The 17234-nt window shown below is 45.4% G+C and carries 16 protein-coding genes; 6 read left to right on the top strand and 10 right to left on the bottom strand.

Annotated elements, in window-relative coordinates; translation table 11 throughout:
- Positions 1-42 precede the first annotated feature (42 nt).
- A complete protein-coding gene (locus BMX95_RS26340) occupies positions 43-648 on the top strand; it encodes a DinB family protein (RefSeq protein ID WP_081198072.1) in 606 nt (201 codons plus the stop codon).
- A gap of 199 nt (positions 649-847) precedes the next feature.
- Here BMX95_RS26340 and BMX95_RS26335 read toward each other — a convergent pair whose 3' ends face one another.
- The 8 genes from BMX95_RS26335 to BMX95_RS26300 form a co-directional block, all read right to left on the bottom strand.
- Entirely contained in the window at positions 848-1609 is a 762-nt protein-coding gene (locus BMX95_RS26335) for a Rossmann-like and DUF2520 domain-containing protein (protein WP_081198073.1), read from the bottom strand.
- A gap of 67 nt (positions 1610-1676) precedes the next feature.
- The gene (locus tag BMX95_RS26330) at positions 1677-2333 is read right to left on the bottom strand and encodes a protein-L-isoaspartate(D-aspartate) O-methyltransferase (RefSeq protein WP_081198074.1); all 657 of its coding nucleotides are present in this window, start codon (positions 2331-2333) and stop codon (positions 1677-1679) included.
- A 239-nt stretch (positions 2334-2572) separates the two neighbouring features.
- Positions 2573-3466: an aldo/keto reductase gene (locus tag BMX95_RS26325; protein ID WP_081198144.1), complete on the bottom strand. Its 894-nt coding sequence runs from the start codon at positions 3464-3466 to the stop codon at positions 2573-2575.
- Between the two features lie 156 nt (positions 3467-3622).
- Positions 3623-4843, bottom strand: coding sequence for a PKD domain-containing protein (locus BMX95_RS26320; protein ID WP_081198075.1), 1221 nt, complete (start codon positions 4841-4843; stop codon positions 3623-3625).
- Positions 4844-5001: 158 nt separating this feature from the next.
- A complete protein-coding gene (locus BMX95_RS26315; protein WP_081198076.1) occupies positions 5002-6207 on the bottom strand; it encodes an MFS transporter in 1206 nt (401 codons plus the stop codon).
- Between the two features lie 105 nt (positions 6208-6312).
- Positions 6313-6588: an ArsR/SmtB family transcription factor gene (locus BMX95_RS26310; RefSeq protein WP_081198077.1), complete on the bottom strand. Its 276-nt coding sequence runs from the start codon at positions 6586-6588 to the stop codon at positions 6313-6315.
- 199 nt (positions 6589-6787) lie between these two features.
- Positions 6788-7051 (bottom strand): hypothetical protein, encoded by a 264-nt coding sequence (locus BMX95_RS26305; protein ID WP_081198078.1) that lies wholly within the window; start codon positions 7049-7051, stop codon positions 6788-6790.
- Between the two features lie 104 nt (positions 7052-7155).
- Complete coding sequence (locus tag BMX95_RS26300; protein WP_133053862.1) at positions 7156-7440, bottom strand: hypothetical protein; 285 nt, start codon at positions 7438-7440, stop codon at positions 7156-7158.
- 295 nt (positions 7441-7735) lie between these two features.
- On the opposite strand from BMX95_RS26300, the gene BMX95_RS26295 reads away from it, so the two are divergent.
- The 5 genes from BMX95_RS26295 to BMX95_RS26275 all read left to right on the top strand — a co-directional run bounded on the left by BMX95_RS26295 (position 7736) and on the right by BMX95_RS26275 (position 13783).
- On the top strand, positions 7736-9496 hold the full coding sequence (locus tag BMX95_RS26295; RefSeq protein ID WP_165758830.1) for a histidine kinase dimerization/phosphoacceptor domain -containing protein: 1761 nt from the start codon (positions 7736-7738) through the stop codon (positions 9494-9496).
- Positions 9493-10260 (top strand): response regulator, encoded by a 768-nt coding sequence (locus tag BMX95_RS26290; protein ID WP_081198081.1) that lies wholly within the window; start codon positions 9493-9495, stop codon positions 10258-10260. The genes BMX95_RS26295 and BMX95_RS26290 overlap by 4 nt, the downstream gene beginning before the upstream one ends.
- A 58-nt stretch (positions 10261-10318) precedes the next feature.
- Positions 10319-11416: a DUF695 domain-containing protein gene (locus BMX95_RS26285; RefSeq protein ID WP_081198082.1), complete on the top strand. Its 1098-nt coding sequence runs from the start codon at positions 10319-10321 to the stop codon at positions 11414-11416.
- Between the two features lie 137 nt (positions 11417-11553).
- On the top strand, positions 11554-12738 hold the full coding sequence (locus BMX95_RS26280) for a glycosyltransferase (protein ID WP_081198083.1): 1185 nt from the start codon (positions 11554-11556) through the stop codon (positions 12736-12738).
- Positions 12725-13783: a lipocalin family protein gene (locus BMX95_RS26275; protein ID WP_081198084.1), complete on the top strand. Its 1059-nt coding sequence runs from the start codon at positions 12725-12727 to the stop codon at positions 13781-13783. Before BMX95_RS26280 ends, BMX95_RS26275 begins: the two co-directional genes overlap by 14 nt.
- 401 nt (positions 13784-14184) lie before the next feature.
- Here BMX95_RS26275 and BMX95_RS26270 read toward each other — a convergent pair whose 3' ends face one another.
- A complete protein-coding gene (locus BMX95_RS26270) occupies positions 14185-16170 on the bottom strand; it encodes an OmpA family protein (RefSeq protein ID WP_081198085.1) in 1986 nt (661 codons plus the stop codon).
- 39 nt (positions 16171-16209) lie between these two features.
- Complete coding sequence (locus BMX95_RS26265) at positions 16210-17214, bottom strand: PorP/SprF family type IX secretion system membrane protein (protein ID WP_081198145.1); 1005 nt, start codon at positions 17212-17214, stop codon at positions 16210-16212.
- Between the last annotated feature and the right edge of the window lie 20 nt (positions 17215-17234).

The raw sequence follows: 17234 nt of genomic DNA, 5'->3' as shown, positions 1-17234 counted from the left end.
CGGGCAACCTGGATCTTTTTAAGTACATTTAAAGAAAAAAGTATGGTGAATAAAAAGGACATTACCGTACCTGATTTTTACAAAACCTATCTCAATGCCTTGCAGGAAGACAATCTGCAGGAAGCCCTGGCCAACAATACCCGCCGTTTTAGAAAACTGCTGAAACAGATGCCCCACAAAAAGATCAACTATGCCTATGCAGAAGACAAATGGACCATCAAGGAATTGTTGCAGCACATCATCGATTCGGAAAGGGTATTTATTTACCGGGCCCTCACTTTTGCCCGGCATGATGCCGCCCCCCTGCCCGGTTTTGACGAAAACAACTGGGCCATAGCAGCCAAAGCCCCCAAACGCAAATGGAACGAACTGGTAGAAGAGTTCAAGGCCCTGCGCAGCGCCAATGAACTGTTCCTGCTTTCACTCGACGATGACCAGTTACTGCAAACCGGTTCCGCCAACAACAACAACATCAGCGTTGCCGGACTGGCATTTGTTTGTGCAGGCCATGTAGCCCATCACATGCGTATCATCCGCGAAAGATACCTGGGTGAACAACCGGCCAAAAAAGAAAAGGCGAATGCAGTAAAGAAGAAGAAAAAAAAGAAGGCGGGGGTTAAGGTGAAAGTGAAGGGACAAAGGGCGTAGGGTTGATTGGATTAACACGTTGACAAGTGAGTTGTGAGTTGTGAGTTGTGAGTTGTGAGTTGTGAGTTGTGAGTAGCTCGCGAAATAGAAAAATCCGCCAGCCAGCGAAGCAGGAGGGCTGTTCCTATTGCCTACTGCCCACTGCCTTTCTCCCATTGCCCATTGACTATTGCCCATTGCCTCTCTGCCCTCTGCCCTTTCACCTATGCATTTTCCTAATGCTCTCTGTGAACATAATGTATAGGGTCTTTAGCGCGGGGTGTTGTTGTAAAAGGGCGAGGTGTTTTTGAATGGTGGCTTCATCATTGCGTACGGCCGGGCCCGTTTGTACTGCTGCAGGTTCATAATCATGCAGGCGTTCGGCTACCGAAGTGATCAGTGGTAACAACATATTGAAATCAACATGTTCCTGTAAACAATAAGCTTTTGCCAGGGCATATAAATGATTGGTAAAATTACTTACCATAACGGCTGCCACATGCAACTTCAACCGCTGATCATCACCGGCCTGCTGCACCTGGTTAGAGATGGTATTGGCAAATTCGGAAATAAGGGCCAGGTCATCCGCCGTATTGCCATCTACCAAAAAAGGAATATCAGGCAATTCATTCAATTCACTACGGAGGCTTTGCAACGGATATAAGATGCCGTAGTTGCGGCTGCAAACGCTTAACACGTCTTTAGAAACCGCACCGGCGGTATGTACTACCAGTTTATTATTCAGCTGCAATTGGGAGGCGATGTCGGCCACAGCGGTATCGCTTACGGCCAGCACATAAAGATCGGCATTGGGATTAAGGTGCTGCAGATCGGTGGTGAACGGAACACCCAATACATCGGCCAGTTCTTCAGCATGCAATTGATTTCTTCCGCACACCTGCACTATTTCATGGTCGGCCTTCAAAAACCTTTTACCTAATATAGTCGCAACATTTCCTGTACCGATAATAACTATTCGCAAACTGAGTTATTTAGTGTGTAAGTTATTTAGTTCAAGGTTGTTTTCAGCAGGGTGGTTACTTCAATAGCTAGCTGTTCTTGCCTTCAAGCATGGGCACAAACGAAAACTTGTCGAACAATTCTTCCGTTACACTACCATCGCGTTGTTTGGTAAGACGTAACATACGTTGGATGTTGCCCTCGCCTACCGGTATTACCATTTTGCCACCCACTTTTAATTGTTCAATCAATTTAGGTGGAATGTAGGGAGCAGCTGCAGTAACGATCACCTTGTCAAAGGGAGCATAGGTGGGCAGGCCTTCGTACCCATCGCCATAAAAATATTTAATGTTGGGGTATTTGCTTCTCAGCACAAAACCGCGGTGTTCTTCAAACAATTTTTTCTGACGCTCAATAGTATATACCTGAGCTTGTATTTCGCCCAGAATAATTGCCTGGTAACCACTGCCCGTACCGATCTCCAGCACTTTTTCGTAAGGCTTTACCTCTAACAACTGGGTTTGATACGCAACAGTATATGGTTGAGAAATGGTTTGTCCTTCCGCAATAGGAAAAGCCCGGTCTTCATAAGCGACCCTGTCTAAAGCTGAATCGAGAAAATAATGCCTGGGAACATGTAATATAGCTGTTAGCACCCGTTCATCGGTAATGCCTTTCTGTTTTAATAGATCAACGAGCTGTTTACGCAATCCTTTATGCCGGTAACTGTCTTCAAACGTTCTCATTCACTGCAAAGATAGCTCAATTTAGTTTTCAGCTGGTGAAAGAAAGTCACTTAGTGGAAGCAAAGGGCAGAAGGCAGAGGGCAGAGGGCAGAGATAGAAAGGCAATGAGCAACGAACAATGGGCAATGACTTAATGCAATTGCCCCAAAACAGCTACGCTGTTTTGGGGCAATTTATATTTGCTTTCGCCTTTGGGCTTTAGCCTTATCATTAAGAAATTTCATTTCTGCCTTCTGCCCCTACAGTTCCCCTCTCGAGGCCGCATACAACTCATACCAATCCTGGTGATCGAGGTCAATAGAAAATGCATTGGCAATATTGCGGATCCTTTGCTCATTGATGGTGCCAATTAATGGCAGGGCGCCTAATTTCACCAGCCAGGCAACAGCAAGAGATTCGATATCAGCATTGTATTTTTTGCCAATTGCTTCCAGCACCGAACGTACTTTTACGGCCTGTGCATCGGTTCCATTGGCAATACGGCCTGCCGCCAGCGGTGCTGATGCCAGTGGACGCATATAGCGTTGTTTGCAATAATCCAACTGGCCATTGTCGAGTGCTGCGGTGTTCAACAGGTTCAACTCAAAATGATTGGTTACAATGGGCGTTTTTAATAACGAAGCCAGTAACTGATGTTGGAACACAGTGAAATTCATCACCCCGATATTTTTCACCTTACCGGAATCTTTCAGGCGTTGTAAGGCCAGTGCTGTTTCTTCCACATTCGATAAAGGATCGAGGTGATTCAACAGGAAAATATCGATATAATCTGTACGCAGTTTCCGCAGTGAATTATCTACACTTTTAAGAATGTGCGCAGCAGAAGTATTATAGTGATTAATGCGAACACCTGGCGCCTCGGCATGAGGAGTAACAAACCCACATTTCGAAAACAACACAATGTCTTCCCGTTTGAACGATTTCCGGTTGATCAGCTTGCCAAACAGTTCTTCACATTGGTAGCCGCCATATATATCAGCATGATCGAATGTGTTAATGCCCAGTTCCAGACACAGGTTAACGATCTTTTCCATGGTTTGGGCGGCATCGCCTGTTACTTCATTCCATCTGTAAAATCCATAAATAGCTGGTGATACTTTGGGGCCCGAATCGCTGAGATAAATTTTTTCCATTCCAATTACTGTTTTGGTACAAAATACAATAATCGGCATTAAACCAATACAATGCAAACTTTAAAGGCTACAAGTTTTGATAGTGAACGGGAAATCAAAAGCCCTTACCGATGTACCGGGAAGGGCTTTTTTAAGTGTATTTATAACCAGGTTTAATCAGCTTCTTTTATATACTACCACCAGCTTGGGAAATTTATCAGCAAGGCTGAGATCAGGGTTATGGCTGGATACAAAAGTGCGTGAGTTATAATTTGGATTATTATTGGCCATTTGCAGCATAAATCCATAATTGAATTTATTGCGGGTCATGTAAAGTAATGCCTCTGTTACAATGAAGTTCATATCCAGCTGTGCCTCTTTGGTGTCATAGGCCATTGCATAAACAGCGCCGGAGGTAACTGGTTGATTATTCCAGTTAACGGTTGCAGGCGACCAGTCTGAGGTGATCATTTTTGCATTAAACCCGTTCTGAGGACCGGTATTCGCAGTTGTTCCATTCTGAGTTGTGCCCGGATAAGAATACAAATACAGGTTAGCGCTAACGATGGTTTGATTGGGAGGAATGCTACTCAGATCAAATTTGATCATTGGCCGTACCTCATACCAATCGTTATTGGGTTTTAGCCAGAACATTACCGGCAGGTCATAAGTGGGAACATAGCTTCGATCGTCTGGTGCTGCCAATGGGCTAATAGCCGCTAAATTGAATTCCCATGGGTTATTAACCGGTTGCAACGTCAATGTTTTTAATTCAACAGGGTTTACCTGTATGGAAACAGTATCAACGCCAACAGCACCTTCATTATCGGTTGACTGTAACTTAAATGAATAGTTACCGGATACTGAAAATATGATAGCGGTTGATTCGGCACCCGGGTTAAGGATATTTGCTTGCCTGGGCCCGGCAATCTGGCTCCATAAATTGGACACGACACTCCCATCATCAGTGATTGTACCTTTTACCCTGGCAGAATCAGGGAGGGTAATGGTCTGCGAAGGCCCGGCATCTACTATAGGTGCCTTGTTTTTATTAGGGTTCACCAGTATTGCAACAGTGTCAACGCCAACAGCGCCTTCATTATCGGTTGACAGTAACTGAAATGAATAGTTACCCGGTACAGAAAATATGATAACGGTTGAATCGGCACCCGGATTAAGGATATTTGCCTGCTTAGGCCCGGCAATCTGGCTCCATAAATTGGCCACGATTTTGCCATCATCAGTGATCGTACCTTTTACCCGGGCAGAATCTGGGAGGTAAATGGTCTGCGAAGGCCCGGCATCTACTATAGGTGCCTTGTTTCCTGCATTTTTTTTACAACTTGCTATTGATAATATCAGTACGATGGCGATCAGTAAATAACGGGGTCGGGTCATATGTTTTCACTTTTTGGATGCTACATTTTAACATCCAAAATAAATGCGTAAGCTTCTGTAAAGCAAGTTAAAAATCATTTATTTAATAAATGCGTCGATTTTGCCGATAAATGTGCAGAATTGGCAATAACCGTGCAGCCTTTTCTACCCCCGAACGCTTATACGCCCAACGCTTCTTCCACAACATCTTCTTCAGTAATTTCCACAGGAGTTTCCGGATCTGCTGCTGGCACCTTACGGCCAACAAACACCCACGTTAATCCCAGGGCCAATACCAGTAACAGAATACTTATCCAGATCACTTCATGAACCCCAAACCGGGTAATGATCATCCCTCCCAAAAAGGTACCCAGGGTTACGCCTGCATTCCCAAACGACACCATTAAACTGGCGGCCAGTTCAGGCGCCTCCGGTGCTTCGGCAGTTGAACGGGTTTGACCGATCAAAAAACCACCGGTATGAATAAAACCCCAAATACCGATAATAGCCGTCATGGGTATAAACAAACCACCGAACGTATACGCCAGCATGTGTACTGCTATTAACGATAACAGGAAAAACCGTGTTGTCAATAAAACATTTTTACTCAACGCCAGCCCCGTAACCCAATTGCCCGCAATACCGGTAGCACCAAACAACAACAGCATCAGACTAATCTGTTTTCCGTTCATGCTGCTGATCTTGCCCAGATATTCGGCCAGGAAACTATACGTAGCAAATATGCCGGCAATCATGATCATGGTTGCCACCAGGTTCACCCACATTTGTCCTTTCTTTAAAATCACCAATTGGCTTTTTACCGATTGATTTTCTATTACCGGCATAGAAGGCACAAATGCCAGCAGCGCTGCAAATGCAATCAGGTTAATGATTCCCGATACTATAAAAGAAGCCTGCCAGTTGATCAGATCAGCTATGTACGTGGTAATAGGTACTCCCAATACCGTGGCTACACTTAACCCGCCCAGCACTACAGATACCGCTTTAGGCGCATCTTTGGGTTCTACCTGTTTAGATGCGGCTACCGTTGCTACAGCCCAAAAGACCGGGTGCAAAAACGCGGGTAGAATTCTTGCTATCATCAACACAGTGAAATTGGGCGATACCGCCGATAAAATATTGGAGAGCACAAAGGTCAGCAGCACCAGGCACATCATCACTTTTCGGTTGATTTTAGAGGTTAGCAGCACCGAAAAAGGACCAGTAAGCGCAATGGTCAATGCAAAACCACTTAACAGCCAGCCGGCCGTATCGATAGACACCTGAAAATGTTTCGCAATGGCGGGCATAATACCAATAATGCCAAATTCTGTTGTAATAATGCCAAACGCCCCCAGCGCCATAATGTAGATAGACTTCTTCATAGATTCTTTTATTGAAATATTTCGATATATTAGTCAATAGGATCTCCCCAACAGACTTAATACCTGTTGATATTCATATATGCAGCATTTGCCTGAGCTGTTTTTCTACCCTTTCAGGGCATTCAGGAAGCTAATGTACTCGCCGAGCACTTTCTGATTTAAATTGTACTTGAGGTTGCGCCCTTCTTTTTCAGGGATCAGTAGATCTGCATCTACCAGTTGTTTCAGGTGATGGGATATGGATGGCTGCGCCAGGTCCAGTACGTCATGAACTTCTGAACAATACACCGGATTGGAATTCTTTCTGAATTGATCCAATATCCGCAACCGGTGCGGATCGGCTAAAGCCCGGGAGATCTTCTCAATTTTTTTACTGTCCATACCTCACATTTTAAATACCGGTGCAAATATAAATAGATAAATCGAAATACTTCAATGTATTTGTGTTAAAATTAATTGCCCCTGGCAGAAAGCGGTAAAAAAAGGCCACCCATGAACAAGCAGGATGGCCATTCCCCTCCGGGATCCCGGGAATCTCGGGATAAAGCAGAACCTTAACGACTTATTGAAACGATGTATATTATTTGATCTTTCTGTCTTTTATATATTGTGCAAACACCAGGTGTATTATTTTCATATAGTCTACATCAAAAAACGAACTAATGCTAACGATCTCCTGTACCGTAAGATCATCAACTTCCGAAGTAAGGCGGGTTATTCGTGGATTATTGGTATGAAGATATTTCCCCAGCGGACTCTTTGGCATGTAATTGAAGATCTGCCTGAATTCGGTTATATGCCCTGTTTCGATCATGAACTTAATACTTTCATATCGCTTATCCATACTCATTATTCAAAATAAAAAAGAAATAGTGATTAAATTGAGAAAATCACCGTTTCGTAGTTTTTTTGTTTTGAACGAATACTGCATTATTCCATTCTGTACTTTTATCGGGCCGCTTTCTTACCGGGTCTTGTTCGTTTATACTCATCCTGCAAAGCCAGGTTCACCAGCACTTTTGTCTCAACCCCTATGGCTTTGGCTATTTTTGATAGTTCTATTAACTTAAATGCAAGGGGATCGCTGATAAGCCGCGTAAAGCGGTTGTTGTTGGTCTTTAGCTCACGGCTCACCACTGACTTGGGAATATAATCGAAGATCTGTTCAATCGTTTTAATCTCTCCTTTCTCAATAAAAATACGGGCAACATTATAGCGATTATCTTTGATCATGTTATCAAAGTACCTCATATTCATTCAAACTAAAGCATAATAGGACGAAGACGTATCAAGAAAGTACAAGGTGTACGATCCTGTTTAATTATTGTATTTTTTATTATTGAAAACATACTTTTTCAGGACACGCCAAGGCGTTCAGTTTTAAAATGATAGCTGTATAACGAGGCATGCAGATTGAGCGGGATCATTTTTTTGGAACCCGGCACATATATAAATTCCAGCACATCTGAGGTAAGCCGGGAAATATTGCTATTTTTATTTAATGATCTCCCGTAGTAAAAGCCTGGTTTTGTTTATTTTACTTGTACCCGGCTCCCCTTTTTGCATGGCCCAGAAATGGCAAACACAAACCGATAGTCTGTTGCAGGCTTTCAAAAAGGCTACTACCCCGGTGCAAAAAGTAAAACTGCTCACCGATGCCGCCACCATCTTTCTGTTGCAAAACCCCGATACCGCCCTGTTGTTGAGCAGTGAGGCCGAAGCCATAGCCGAAAGCAACGGTAATGATACGTCGCGGGCATTGGCCTATGCCGCCAAAAGCGCCGCCTATCTGATAAAGGATAACGATGCCATGATCCTGGAATATGCGTTAAAAGGTTTACAACTGAGCGAACACACGCCGTTGCCTCCCGATGTGCTGGCTGCCTTAACACGCAAACTGGGTTTTGTATACAGGAATACCAACCGTTTTAACGAGTCGGTAGAAGCCTATAAAAAAGCACTGGCGTACTCTACCCGATCGCATAACCTGTACGATATGGCCACCACCTCTTCCAACATCGGCAACATTTTTAATTCGTTCAACAAATACGACAGCGGCCTTATTTACCATAACAAAACAATCGAGATTGCAAGAAAGGCCAATTTTAAAGACATCATTGTGCGGTCGTATATGCAGATCATCAATTCATACAATGGATTGAAACAATACCCCAAAGCATTTCAGGCAGTAAGCGATATGCAACCCTACTTAAACGATCCCGATGTAACCCAGGTTACAAAAGGATTGGTATATACCGTTATTGCCAGTTTGGATATGCGCCATGGTTCCCCACAACATCCGCTGGCTGCCCGGTACCTCGACAGCATGAAGCACCTGATCACCCATACAGGGCCCGGTAAGGAAAACCTGATCAACTATTACCTCAACCGCTCGCTGCTTGAATTCAGCCTGAACCATTTTGATTCGGCATCTGCTGCTCTTGAAAAATACAATGAGCTGAAAAAGACGCGCGACGATGAGATCATCAGCGGCCATGCCCAGGAACTGGCCACCCGCTACGAAACGGGTAAAAAAGAGGCGCAGATAAAAGACCTTGACCAGCAAAACCGCCTGCGCAAAAAATTATTATTCGGGTCCTTTACCGCGTCTGCCATCTTCCTGGCCCTGTTATTCTGGGTATGGCTGCAGAATAAAAGGATAAAAAAGCAGGAAACGCATTTGAATTATTTAATGAAAGAACTGCATCACCGGGTAAAGAACAACCTGCAGATCGTAAGCAGTCTGCTGAACCTGCAAAGCGCCCGGATCGATGATGCCCAGGCCCGGAAAGCGCTTATGGAAGGCCAGCACCGCATAGAAGCCATGAGTCTCATACACCAGAAACTCTATCAAACAAAAACAACCAGCCGGGTAAACATCCAGGAATTTATTGCCGAACTATCGGAGAACCTGTTACATGCCTACGGTTACAAAGCACATAATTTTAACCTGCAGTTACAGGTGGAGGTAAAAGAACTGGAAGCCGACATGGCTATACCGGTAGGCCTGATCCTGAATGAAGTGGTGACCAATGCCTTTAAATATGCTTATAAAAATGTAAGCGACCCGGCCCTGTACATTTCATTACAGGAACAGCCAAACAAGCTGCAGTTAACCATTGGCGACAATGGCCGGGAGCTTACCGAAAAGGCCTGGAAATATTCCACCTCCTTTGGGCGGCAGCTGATATTATCGCTTACCCAGCAGCTGGAAGGGACCATGCAATTGAATTGTGACAGCGGTTCTGTATTTACTTTTACATTTCCTGTTAAACCGGTACAAGCATGAACGACGACAAAGTAAGGATCATGATCGTGGAAGATGAGTCTATTGTAGCCCTGGACCTCTCGATGCGTTTACAAAAGGAAGGATATGAAGTAGTGGGCATTGCCGCCAGCAGCGACGATGCCATTGCCCTGTATACCGATCAAAAACCCGACCTGGTATTGATGGATATTAATATCAAAGGCGCCAAGGACGGTATTGAAACAGCAGCCGCCCTGAAAAAGATCCAGGAAGTACCGCTTATTTTTCTCACTGCGTTTTCACAAAACGAATATGTAAACCGGGCCAAAGCGGTAAACCCATCGGCTTACCTGGTAAAACCATTCAATAACGACAGCCTGCATACCAGCATCCAGATAGCCATTCACAACTTTGCCGTTCCGGGTAAACCCACCGATCCACAGCCGGCAGATAATGCGAAGGAAGAAGTAAGTAAAGAAGCCCTGCTCTTCTTCAACAATTATTTCTTTGTAAAACACAATTACCGGTTCAACAAATTCTCCATCGATGAACTGTTGTTTGCCGAAAGCGATAACAATTACGTCAAGCTGGTAACTACCAATAAAAAGATCGCTTTACGGGTATCGTTGCAATACATTGCAGATAAATTCAATCACCCGGCGCTGGTGCGGGTTCACCGGGGCTTTATTGTTAATATCAAAAACATCGACAGCTTCAACGAAGAGGAAATTGTTATTGGCCCCCACCAGATCCCCATTGGCCGGAATTACAAAGATGATTTTCTGAAAAGCTTCCGGTACCTGTAAACATTACCATACAATAAACACCACTCACCAGAGTTTATATACAAACCAACGCGGATAAATGAGCTTTCTAAAAAAATTGTTCAGTAAAAAAGAGGTCCCCATTACTACCTATGCCGATTTCTGGAACTGGTTTCAACAGCATGAAAAAGCCTACTTCAATGCGGTGAAAACCGGCGGCGGCCGCATCGAAAAGGACCTGTTCGATAAACTCTCCCCCAAGCTCAATGAATTACAAGAAGGGCTGTTCCTGGTAGCGGGGATGTACGATGAACAAACCGCAGAATTGATCATTACACCAGACGGCGTTATAAAAAACATCGTGTTTGCGGAAGAGATCATACAGGCAGCCCCGGCCATAACAGGCTGGAAGTTCACCGCACTGAAACCCGCCCTGGACATGCTCGATGTGCGTATAAAGATGGAAGGTTATGTGTTCGACAAAGACCATTTATCATTTTATTCGAACGACAGCGCTATTTACCCCGATGAAATCGACATCACGGTTTTGTACCAGGACTATAAAAAAGATGATGAAACAACCATCATAAACGGCACCTATATTTTTCTTGATAACACGTTGGGCGAGATGAATTCGATAACAACCATCGACAATCTAACGGTGGCTGGTTCACCCGTCGCCAACCAGGAGCTGATCCCCATTGAAAAGCTGAAAGACTTTTTGATCTGGCGGCAAAAGGAATTTCTGGAGAAATATGATGGCCACCGGCACGATACCGAAAACGATAACTATGTAGGGCTGGAAGCCCAAATGGCCAATGGCTGGCCACTTGTTGCAGTGGTCAATTCCACGTTGCTGGAATGGGATGCCAAAGCATCGCACCCCTGGATTTTGCATTTCGACATATCCTATGACGGCAACAACCGGAATGGCCTGCCCGATAACGATACCTATCAGCTGATGGCCGTTTTTGAAGAAGAAGTGATGACCGAACTAAAAGATTTTGAAGGCTGCCTGAACATAGCCCGGGAGACTGCCAATAACAAAAGAACGGTTTTCTTTGCCTGCAAGGACTTCAGAAAGCCATCAAAAGTGCTGAACAGGCTCATAAAAGAATACGATGGCCAGCTCAGGATCACATATGATGTTTTTAAAGATAAGTATTGGCAATCGATGAATAAGTTCATGTCTAACTAATAAAAGAAACATTTTATCGTAAAAACTTGCACAGGAAAGTATAATTACTATATTTACTTTATATAAAAAATGTTGAATATACAATTCAATGTTTTTTGCCCCTAAAATCCAAAATTCCAATATCTAATATCCAGCCTATGCAAGCAGATAGCATGAAAACCGTACGTACCATTGCCATCGTGTATTCAGAAGCGGCCTCTGGTCCCCTCTCCGCTGCTACCGCATTAAAAAATGTATTACAAACCCGCAATCCGCATTGCCATGTACGCCTGGTGAATATCGCAGAGATCTTCGATCACCATCCCCTTTTCGGAAAGATTGTTCGCACCGGTATTAATTTCTTTAACTGGCAGTTGAAAAACGACCGGGTTGTTGGTTTGCAGAAGCAGATCGGCCTTATGCAGTTTTTTCATAACCAGATTGGTAAAAGAGGCATCCGGAAAATTGCCCGGTACTGGACAGCCTCACCGGCAGACATCGTGGTATCTGTAACACCCATCTATAATCCGGTATTGTATCGGAGTGCACAGCTGGCCAATCCCGATGTAGAATGCATTACCGTGCCGGTTGATTTTGAAGAAGTGCGTTCCGGCTATTGGTTTACGCCCGATGTAAAACAGTATTATCTGAATGGTACTGCCCGGTTGCAGTTACAGGCGGCCAAAGCAGGTATTCCCGAAAAAGAACGTTGCCGCATAGATGGCATGCCGGTTGGTGTTTGTGCGTATGAATGCACCCCGCACAACCGCAACGAACAATTAAGAGCCATTGGCCTGAACCCCGCATGGCCCGTTGGCTTTCTGTCGTTCGGCGCACAGGGTTCCCGCAGCATCCTGGGCATTGTGAAAGCACTGGCCCGGCAACACCGCAATCTGAACCTGATCATTATGTGCGGTAAGAACAAAAAATTATTCAAACAGGTAACGGCCTTAAAACTGCCTTTCCCTGTAGCAATATATACCTATTTACCTAAAACGCCTTTGCGCCACCTGCACCTGGCCGATTTTGCCATAGGCAAACCAGGCGCTATGACCATTACCGAATCGCTGATCACCCAAACGCCCCTTATAGTACAACAAAGCAAGGGCATGCGCCCAGTTCAAAAAGCTAATGAAGAATGGCTTAAACAGGCGAAAACCGGTATTGTAGCGTCTACCCCCGAAACAATAGCCGCTGCAGTAAATGAGATCGTAAATAACCCGGTCTTCAAAGAACAGATGGACGAACACCATCACCAGGCACTTTATCAAATGGCGGCGTTTATAGAAAAGATTGGTAAATTAAACCAGATACATAAGCCCTATTTACATGTCACAGCTTAACCCAACCAACACAAAAAAGAAAGGAACAAAAAAACAACCGGCAGACTGGCCGCAAGCCGATAGCTCCCCAAACCTGGCAGTTCATGATCTGCCACATGAATCATCGACCCTGGAATGCTGGAACCAGAACTGCCATTTGGCAACCATACAAGGCCGGCATTTCTCTCTGTTCGCCTCCTTTACCCGAACGGTTATCGGAAAAGACGAACAAACCGGCGAAGCCATCTTTACCCATTCCGTTCGCTGGGCCCTTACCGACACCGATACCCAACAATACCACCCCGATTCCCTGGCCGACCGCACAGACGCCCTCGTTAGCAATACCACCCTGCAGTTAGTGATCGATTACAATAGTTTTCAAAAAATACAGGAAGGAAAATACCAGCTTAAATTGCACAACCCCTTAACCGGTGTAGGTTGTGAACTGAATTTTATTCCCTTCGTAAACCCCGTATTGCACGGGAACAATGGCCTGGTTACCGGTTCGCGTGGTGAAGACCTGTTCTATTATTTTATTCCCGCCTGCGAAGTAAATGGCACCATAACACTGCCTGGTTCGGCATCGTTCGACGTAGAAGGCTGCGGCTGGTACGATCACCAGTTTGGCAAACCCAAAACAGCCAGGGCAAAAAAACAACAGCTGTCATTGAACTGGTTCTCCATTCAACTGGATAACAGCTGGCAGATCACCGCCTACGAATTGTACGACACCAATAAACAACCGGCTTTATTCGACAGCATTAAACAACCTGCCGTCCGCTGGGGAGTGCTGATAGATCCCGATGGCAACGCCGCGCCCCTGGCCGATGTTCAGTTAACGCCCGGCGCAACCTTTACCAGCGCGCGCACGTTTATCGCCTATCCCATACAATGGCAATTAGCCATTCCCGAATATTATATCGACCTTGACATACAAGCCGCCCTACCCGATCAGGAATTCATCACTGTTGTTGACAAACCCGCTTTCTGGCAGGGAAGAATACAAATTAGTGGCCGCTTCGGGAAAAGAAGTGTGAATGGATTAGGATATATTGAACGAAGTTGAAAGCAGATACAAGTTTATAAGTTGAAAGTTTAAAGTTGAAAGTTTTAAAATACAAGGCTTCAGGCAAATACCAATCGTCCCAACCAGCTATGCTGATTGGGACGATTGCTTTAAGCTTTAGGCTTTCTGCCTCGCCTGCCTGGAATAAAAAACCCACCCCTGCCTCCCGCAAAGCGGGACAGGCTCTCCCAGGAGGGAATCCCTTAAAACAAGCATTAACTAAACGACATTGATTGCCTACTCTTCGCCTGCCGAAGGCGGGCCCACTGCCTACTGCCTTTCTCTCTGCTCTCTGCCCTCTGCCTTCTGCCTTTCTCTCTGCCTTCTGCCCTCAAAAAAAATAGCCCCAACTTATCGTCGGGGCCATTTCGTTTATAAGGTACGTTACGGGTGTAGGAGTACTATTTAATGATCTTGAATTCTACACGTCTGTTCTTTTCACGCGCAGCAGGAATGTCTTTTCCTTTTTTGTCTTTCTCTTTTTCCAGCGGTTGGGTAGCACCATAGCCTTTTGCAATCAGTCGGCTGGCATCGATACCGGCATTAACCAGGTAATTCACACAGGCGTCGGCACGGGCCTGAGACAATTGCTGGTTGTAGCTTGCAGAACCAATACCATCGGTGTGGGCTGAGATCTCAACCTTAACCGTTGGATTGGCCTTCAGGTATGCAGCCATATCATTCATATAAGCATACGAGGACGGGTCAACTTCTTTTTCGTTATAACCAAACCTGAGGTCGTGCGTTACCAGGCTTGCCTGGCCTTTGAACGGATCAGGGATTCTGGCGAGGCAGCTCTGCCCAATATTGATGGTATCTGAACTGGCGGTGGCAGAAGCCAGCGCGGCATTTTTATACTTATCCATTCCGGCAGAAAGGCGAACTTCCTTGCCAATTTCAGTTTCCAGCGTATAATACCCTTCCGCATTGGTTGTTTGCGTGGCAACGGGTTGTCCGCCGGTATTGGTGGCCGTGATGGTTACCCCGGGGATGGGTGTTTTATTTTCACAATCCACAATTTGTCCGCTGAAGTATTGATGGTAAGATTTATGCAGGGAGAATAATTCCAGGCAGCACAGGGATGCACGGTCGCTGCTGATGATGGCATCTTCGAGCAGGTTCTTACCGCGGCTTACAAAATAGCTGTCGTTTTTAACGGAATTTACGGGATAGCCGAGGTTCACTGCTTCAGACCAGCCGCTGCCAAAAGCACCGGTTGAGGAGAACAGATCGAAACCACCCATACCGGTACGGCCTTTGGAAGCAAATACGAGCGTGTTACCGGCAGCAAAATAAAAAGGCGCCCCATCATCTTCTTTGGTATTGATTTCCTTTCCGATATTCATGGCTTTACCGGGGCGGCCTTCTTTCAATGGAGTATACCAGATGTCGAAACCACCCTGGCCACCCGGCCGGTTGCTCGAGAACAACAGGTATTTCCCATCTGCAGTAACATGCGGTTGACGGGCATCCGTGCCTTCTACATTAACGGAGCCTTGTACCAATACGGCAGGTGACCAGCCACTGCCGCTGTTTTCACTGCTGTAAATCGCAAATGTTTTTTTACCATCAGCCAGGGTATTCCAGCCTGTGAAGAACATCTTTTTACCATCGGGTGTAAACGTAGCTACGCCCTGGTGGGTGCTGGTTATTCCGGTGATGGATAATTTCTGTGCTTCATCAAAACTGCCGCTGTGTTGCGCGGTAGTATATAAAGCATTATTGTATTCCGTTGTTTTGTTGTGCTCATCAACGCTGCTGCGGGTAGCGGTGAAAACCAGAGTGCCGGCATTCATCCAGGCTGCGGCATAGCTGGCGCCTTCTTTATTAACCTGGTTGTTCAGTTTGGCTATTTTCACATGTCCCTCACCCTGCTGCAATTGCTGTTGAATAAAATTGCAATTGGCCAGTTCAAGCGTTGCTTTGGATTTGTAATCGGCAGCCGGTTTTGTTTTCAGGAATTTCTCCAGTTGTTGCTGCGCCTGGCTGTATTTACCATTGGCCCGCAAACAAATGGCATAGTCGTACAACGCATTGGGATACGCGGTGGCATCCATATCGATCACCTCTTTGTAATATGGTTCTGCATGACTGTAGTCCTGCAATTTGTAATACGAATCGGCCAGATTATACAACAGCGTTACTTTGGGGTTCACGCCTTTGTTGTTGGCTGAACCGGCAGGCCTTTTTTCAACCTGGTACGGCTCGTATTTATTTTGAGCATTCTTATCGCCTGCCAGTGATTTTTCATAATACTGGGTGGCGGAATAATAATCGCCTTGTTTATAGAATTTATCAGCAGCCCGTTTGTAATTTTTTACAATCTGCGCATGACCTGCTTGAACAGTTATTACCAGGCCTGATATTATAATTATATGTTTAAGCATTCTTTTTGAATTATGATCATGAATGGTTACTTTCTTCCCCTACATTGCCGGACAAACAAACGGAACCCGTTTTGCTTTAATGGCCCGGCTGCCGATCACAGACAGCGAGATCTCGAAACTGTTGGCTTTACCGCTGATCTTCGACAGATCGCTGGTGCCCACATCGTAACTCAGGCCCAGAACAAAATTCTTATAATATACGCCCGCATAGGGAACGATGGCGTCTTTGATGCGGTAGTTGGCGCCGATCAGAAAATCGGCATCCTCATTGATATTGCTTTGCACATAGGCACCGATCATTTTTTCAGAAGCTTTTCCCTGGCGCATATACAACAGGTTGGGCGTAATGCTGAGCCCTTCGGAGATGTTGAACTGTGCACCGCCATGGGCCGTTAAACGAACCGGCATTTTGGTAAGTTCGGGGCCATTGGTAAAAGGATCTTCCGGTTGTGTTAAATGATAAGCGGAAAGTCCGGCAAAAATGTTCATCTTTTTACCCGGAGTAGCATCGTAATAAACCACACCTGCGCCGGCATCGAAATTCGAAGCGGAGGTTTTATTCAACGGCTCACTAAATGAAGGGTCAACGGTGCCGGTACTTCCATTATACATGCCATTGGTCTGCAACTTAGACTGATCAAAACGGCGGTTGATCAATCCCAACGACATCCCCATTGAAATGCGCTGATTGCCATCTGTACCAAACCGCACACCTGTATACGCCATAGATGCATAAGCCGTAAGGTAATTATAACCGGCGCTCCCAGCCTGCTGGTTCATGATGTTCAACCCTACGTTTACATTCTTGTTGGTGGTAATATCGGCCGAGATACCAGGGGTAGCGAACGGGCTTGAAAGCGCGTCCCACTGACGGCGATAGATCGCGGTTACGCGGTAGTCCCCATCCATAACACCCGTTAAGCCTGGATTCAGCCACAACGGATATATGTAATACTGCGAATAGTGCGGGTCTGTTTGCGCCTGTGTGGAAATGCCACTCAGCACAGCCATCAGCCCCATCGTGAATATTGCGAGGTTTCTCATAATAGTTAGTTTTATGGTTT

The organism is Niastella yeongjuensis, assembly GCF_900110245.1.
Taxonomy (GTDB): domain Bacteria; phylum Bacteroidota; class Bacteroidia; order Chitinophagales; family Chitinophagaceae; genus Niastella; species Niastella yeongjuensis.
Note: the sequence above shows the minus strand (reverse complement) of the source record. Positions and strands in the feature narration are given on the sequence as shown.

Coding starts and splice junctions, on each gene's coding strand:
- BMX95_RS26265 (WP_081198145.1), bottom strand. CDS start 17,214: ATGAGAAACCTCGCAATATTCACGATGGGGCTGATGGCTGTGCTGAGT.
- BMX95_RS26305 (WP_081198078.1), bottom strand. CDS start 7,051: ATGGATAAGCGATATGAAAGTATTAAGTTCATGATCGAAACAGGGCAT.
- BMX95_RS26340 (WP_081198072.1), top strand. CDS start 43: ATGGTGAATAAAAAGGACATTACCGTACCTGATTTTTACAAAACCTAT.
- BMX95_RS26330 (WP_081198074.1), bottom strand. CDS start 2,333: ATGAGAACGTTTGAAGACAGTTACCGGCATAAAGGATTGCGTAAACAG.
- BMX95_RS26285 (WP_081198082.1), top strand. CDS start 10,319: ATGAGCTTTCTAAAAAAATTGTTCAGTAAAAAAGAGGTCCCCATTACT.
- BMX95_RS26300 (WP_133053862.1), bottom strand. CDS start 7,440: ATGATCAAAGATAATCGCTATAATGTTGCCCGTATTTTTATTGAGAAA.
- BMX95_RS26325 (WP_081198144.1), bottom strand. CDS start 3,466: ATGGAAAAAATTTATCTCAGCGATTCGGGCCCCAAAGTATCACCAGCT.
- BMX95_RS26290 (WP_081198081.1), top strand. CDS start 9,493: ATGAACGACGACAAAGTAAGGATCATGATCGTGGAAGATGAGTCTATT.
- BMX95_RS26270 (WP_081198085.1), bottom strand. CDS start 16,170: ATGCTTAAACATATAATTATAATATCAGGCCTGGTAATAACTGTTCAA.
- BMX95_RS26280 (WP_081198083.1), top strand. CDS start 11,554: ATGCAAGCAGATAGCATGAAAACCGTACGTACCATTGCCATCGTGTAT.
- BMX95_RS26275 (WP_081198084.1), top strand. CDS start 12,725: ATGTCACAGCTTAACCCAACCAACACAAAAAAGAAAGGAACAAAAAAA.
- BMX95_RS26320 (WP_081198075.1), bottom strand. CDS start 4,843: ATGACCCGACCCCGTTATTTACTGATCGCCATCGTACTGATATTATCA.
- BMX95_RS26315 (WP_081198076.1), bottom strand. CDS start 6,207: ATGAAGAAGTCTATCTACATTATGGCGCTGGGGGCGTTTGGCATTATT.
- BMX95_RS26310 (WP_081198077.1), bottom strand. CDS start 6,588: ATGGACAGTAAAAAAATTGAGAAGATCTCCCGGGCTTTAGCCGATCCG.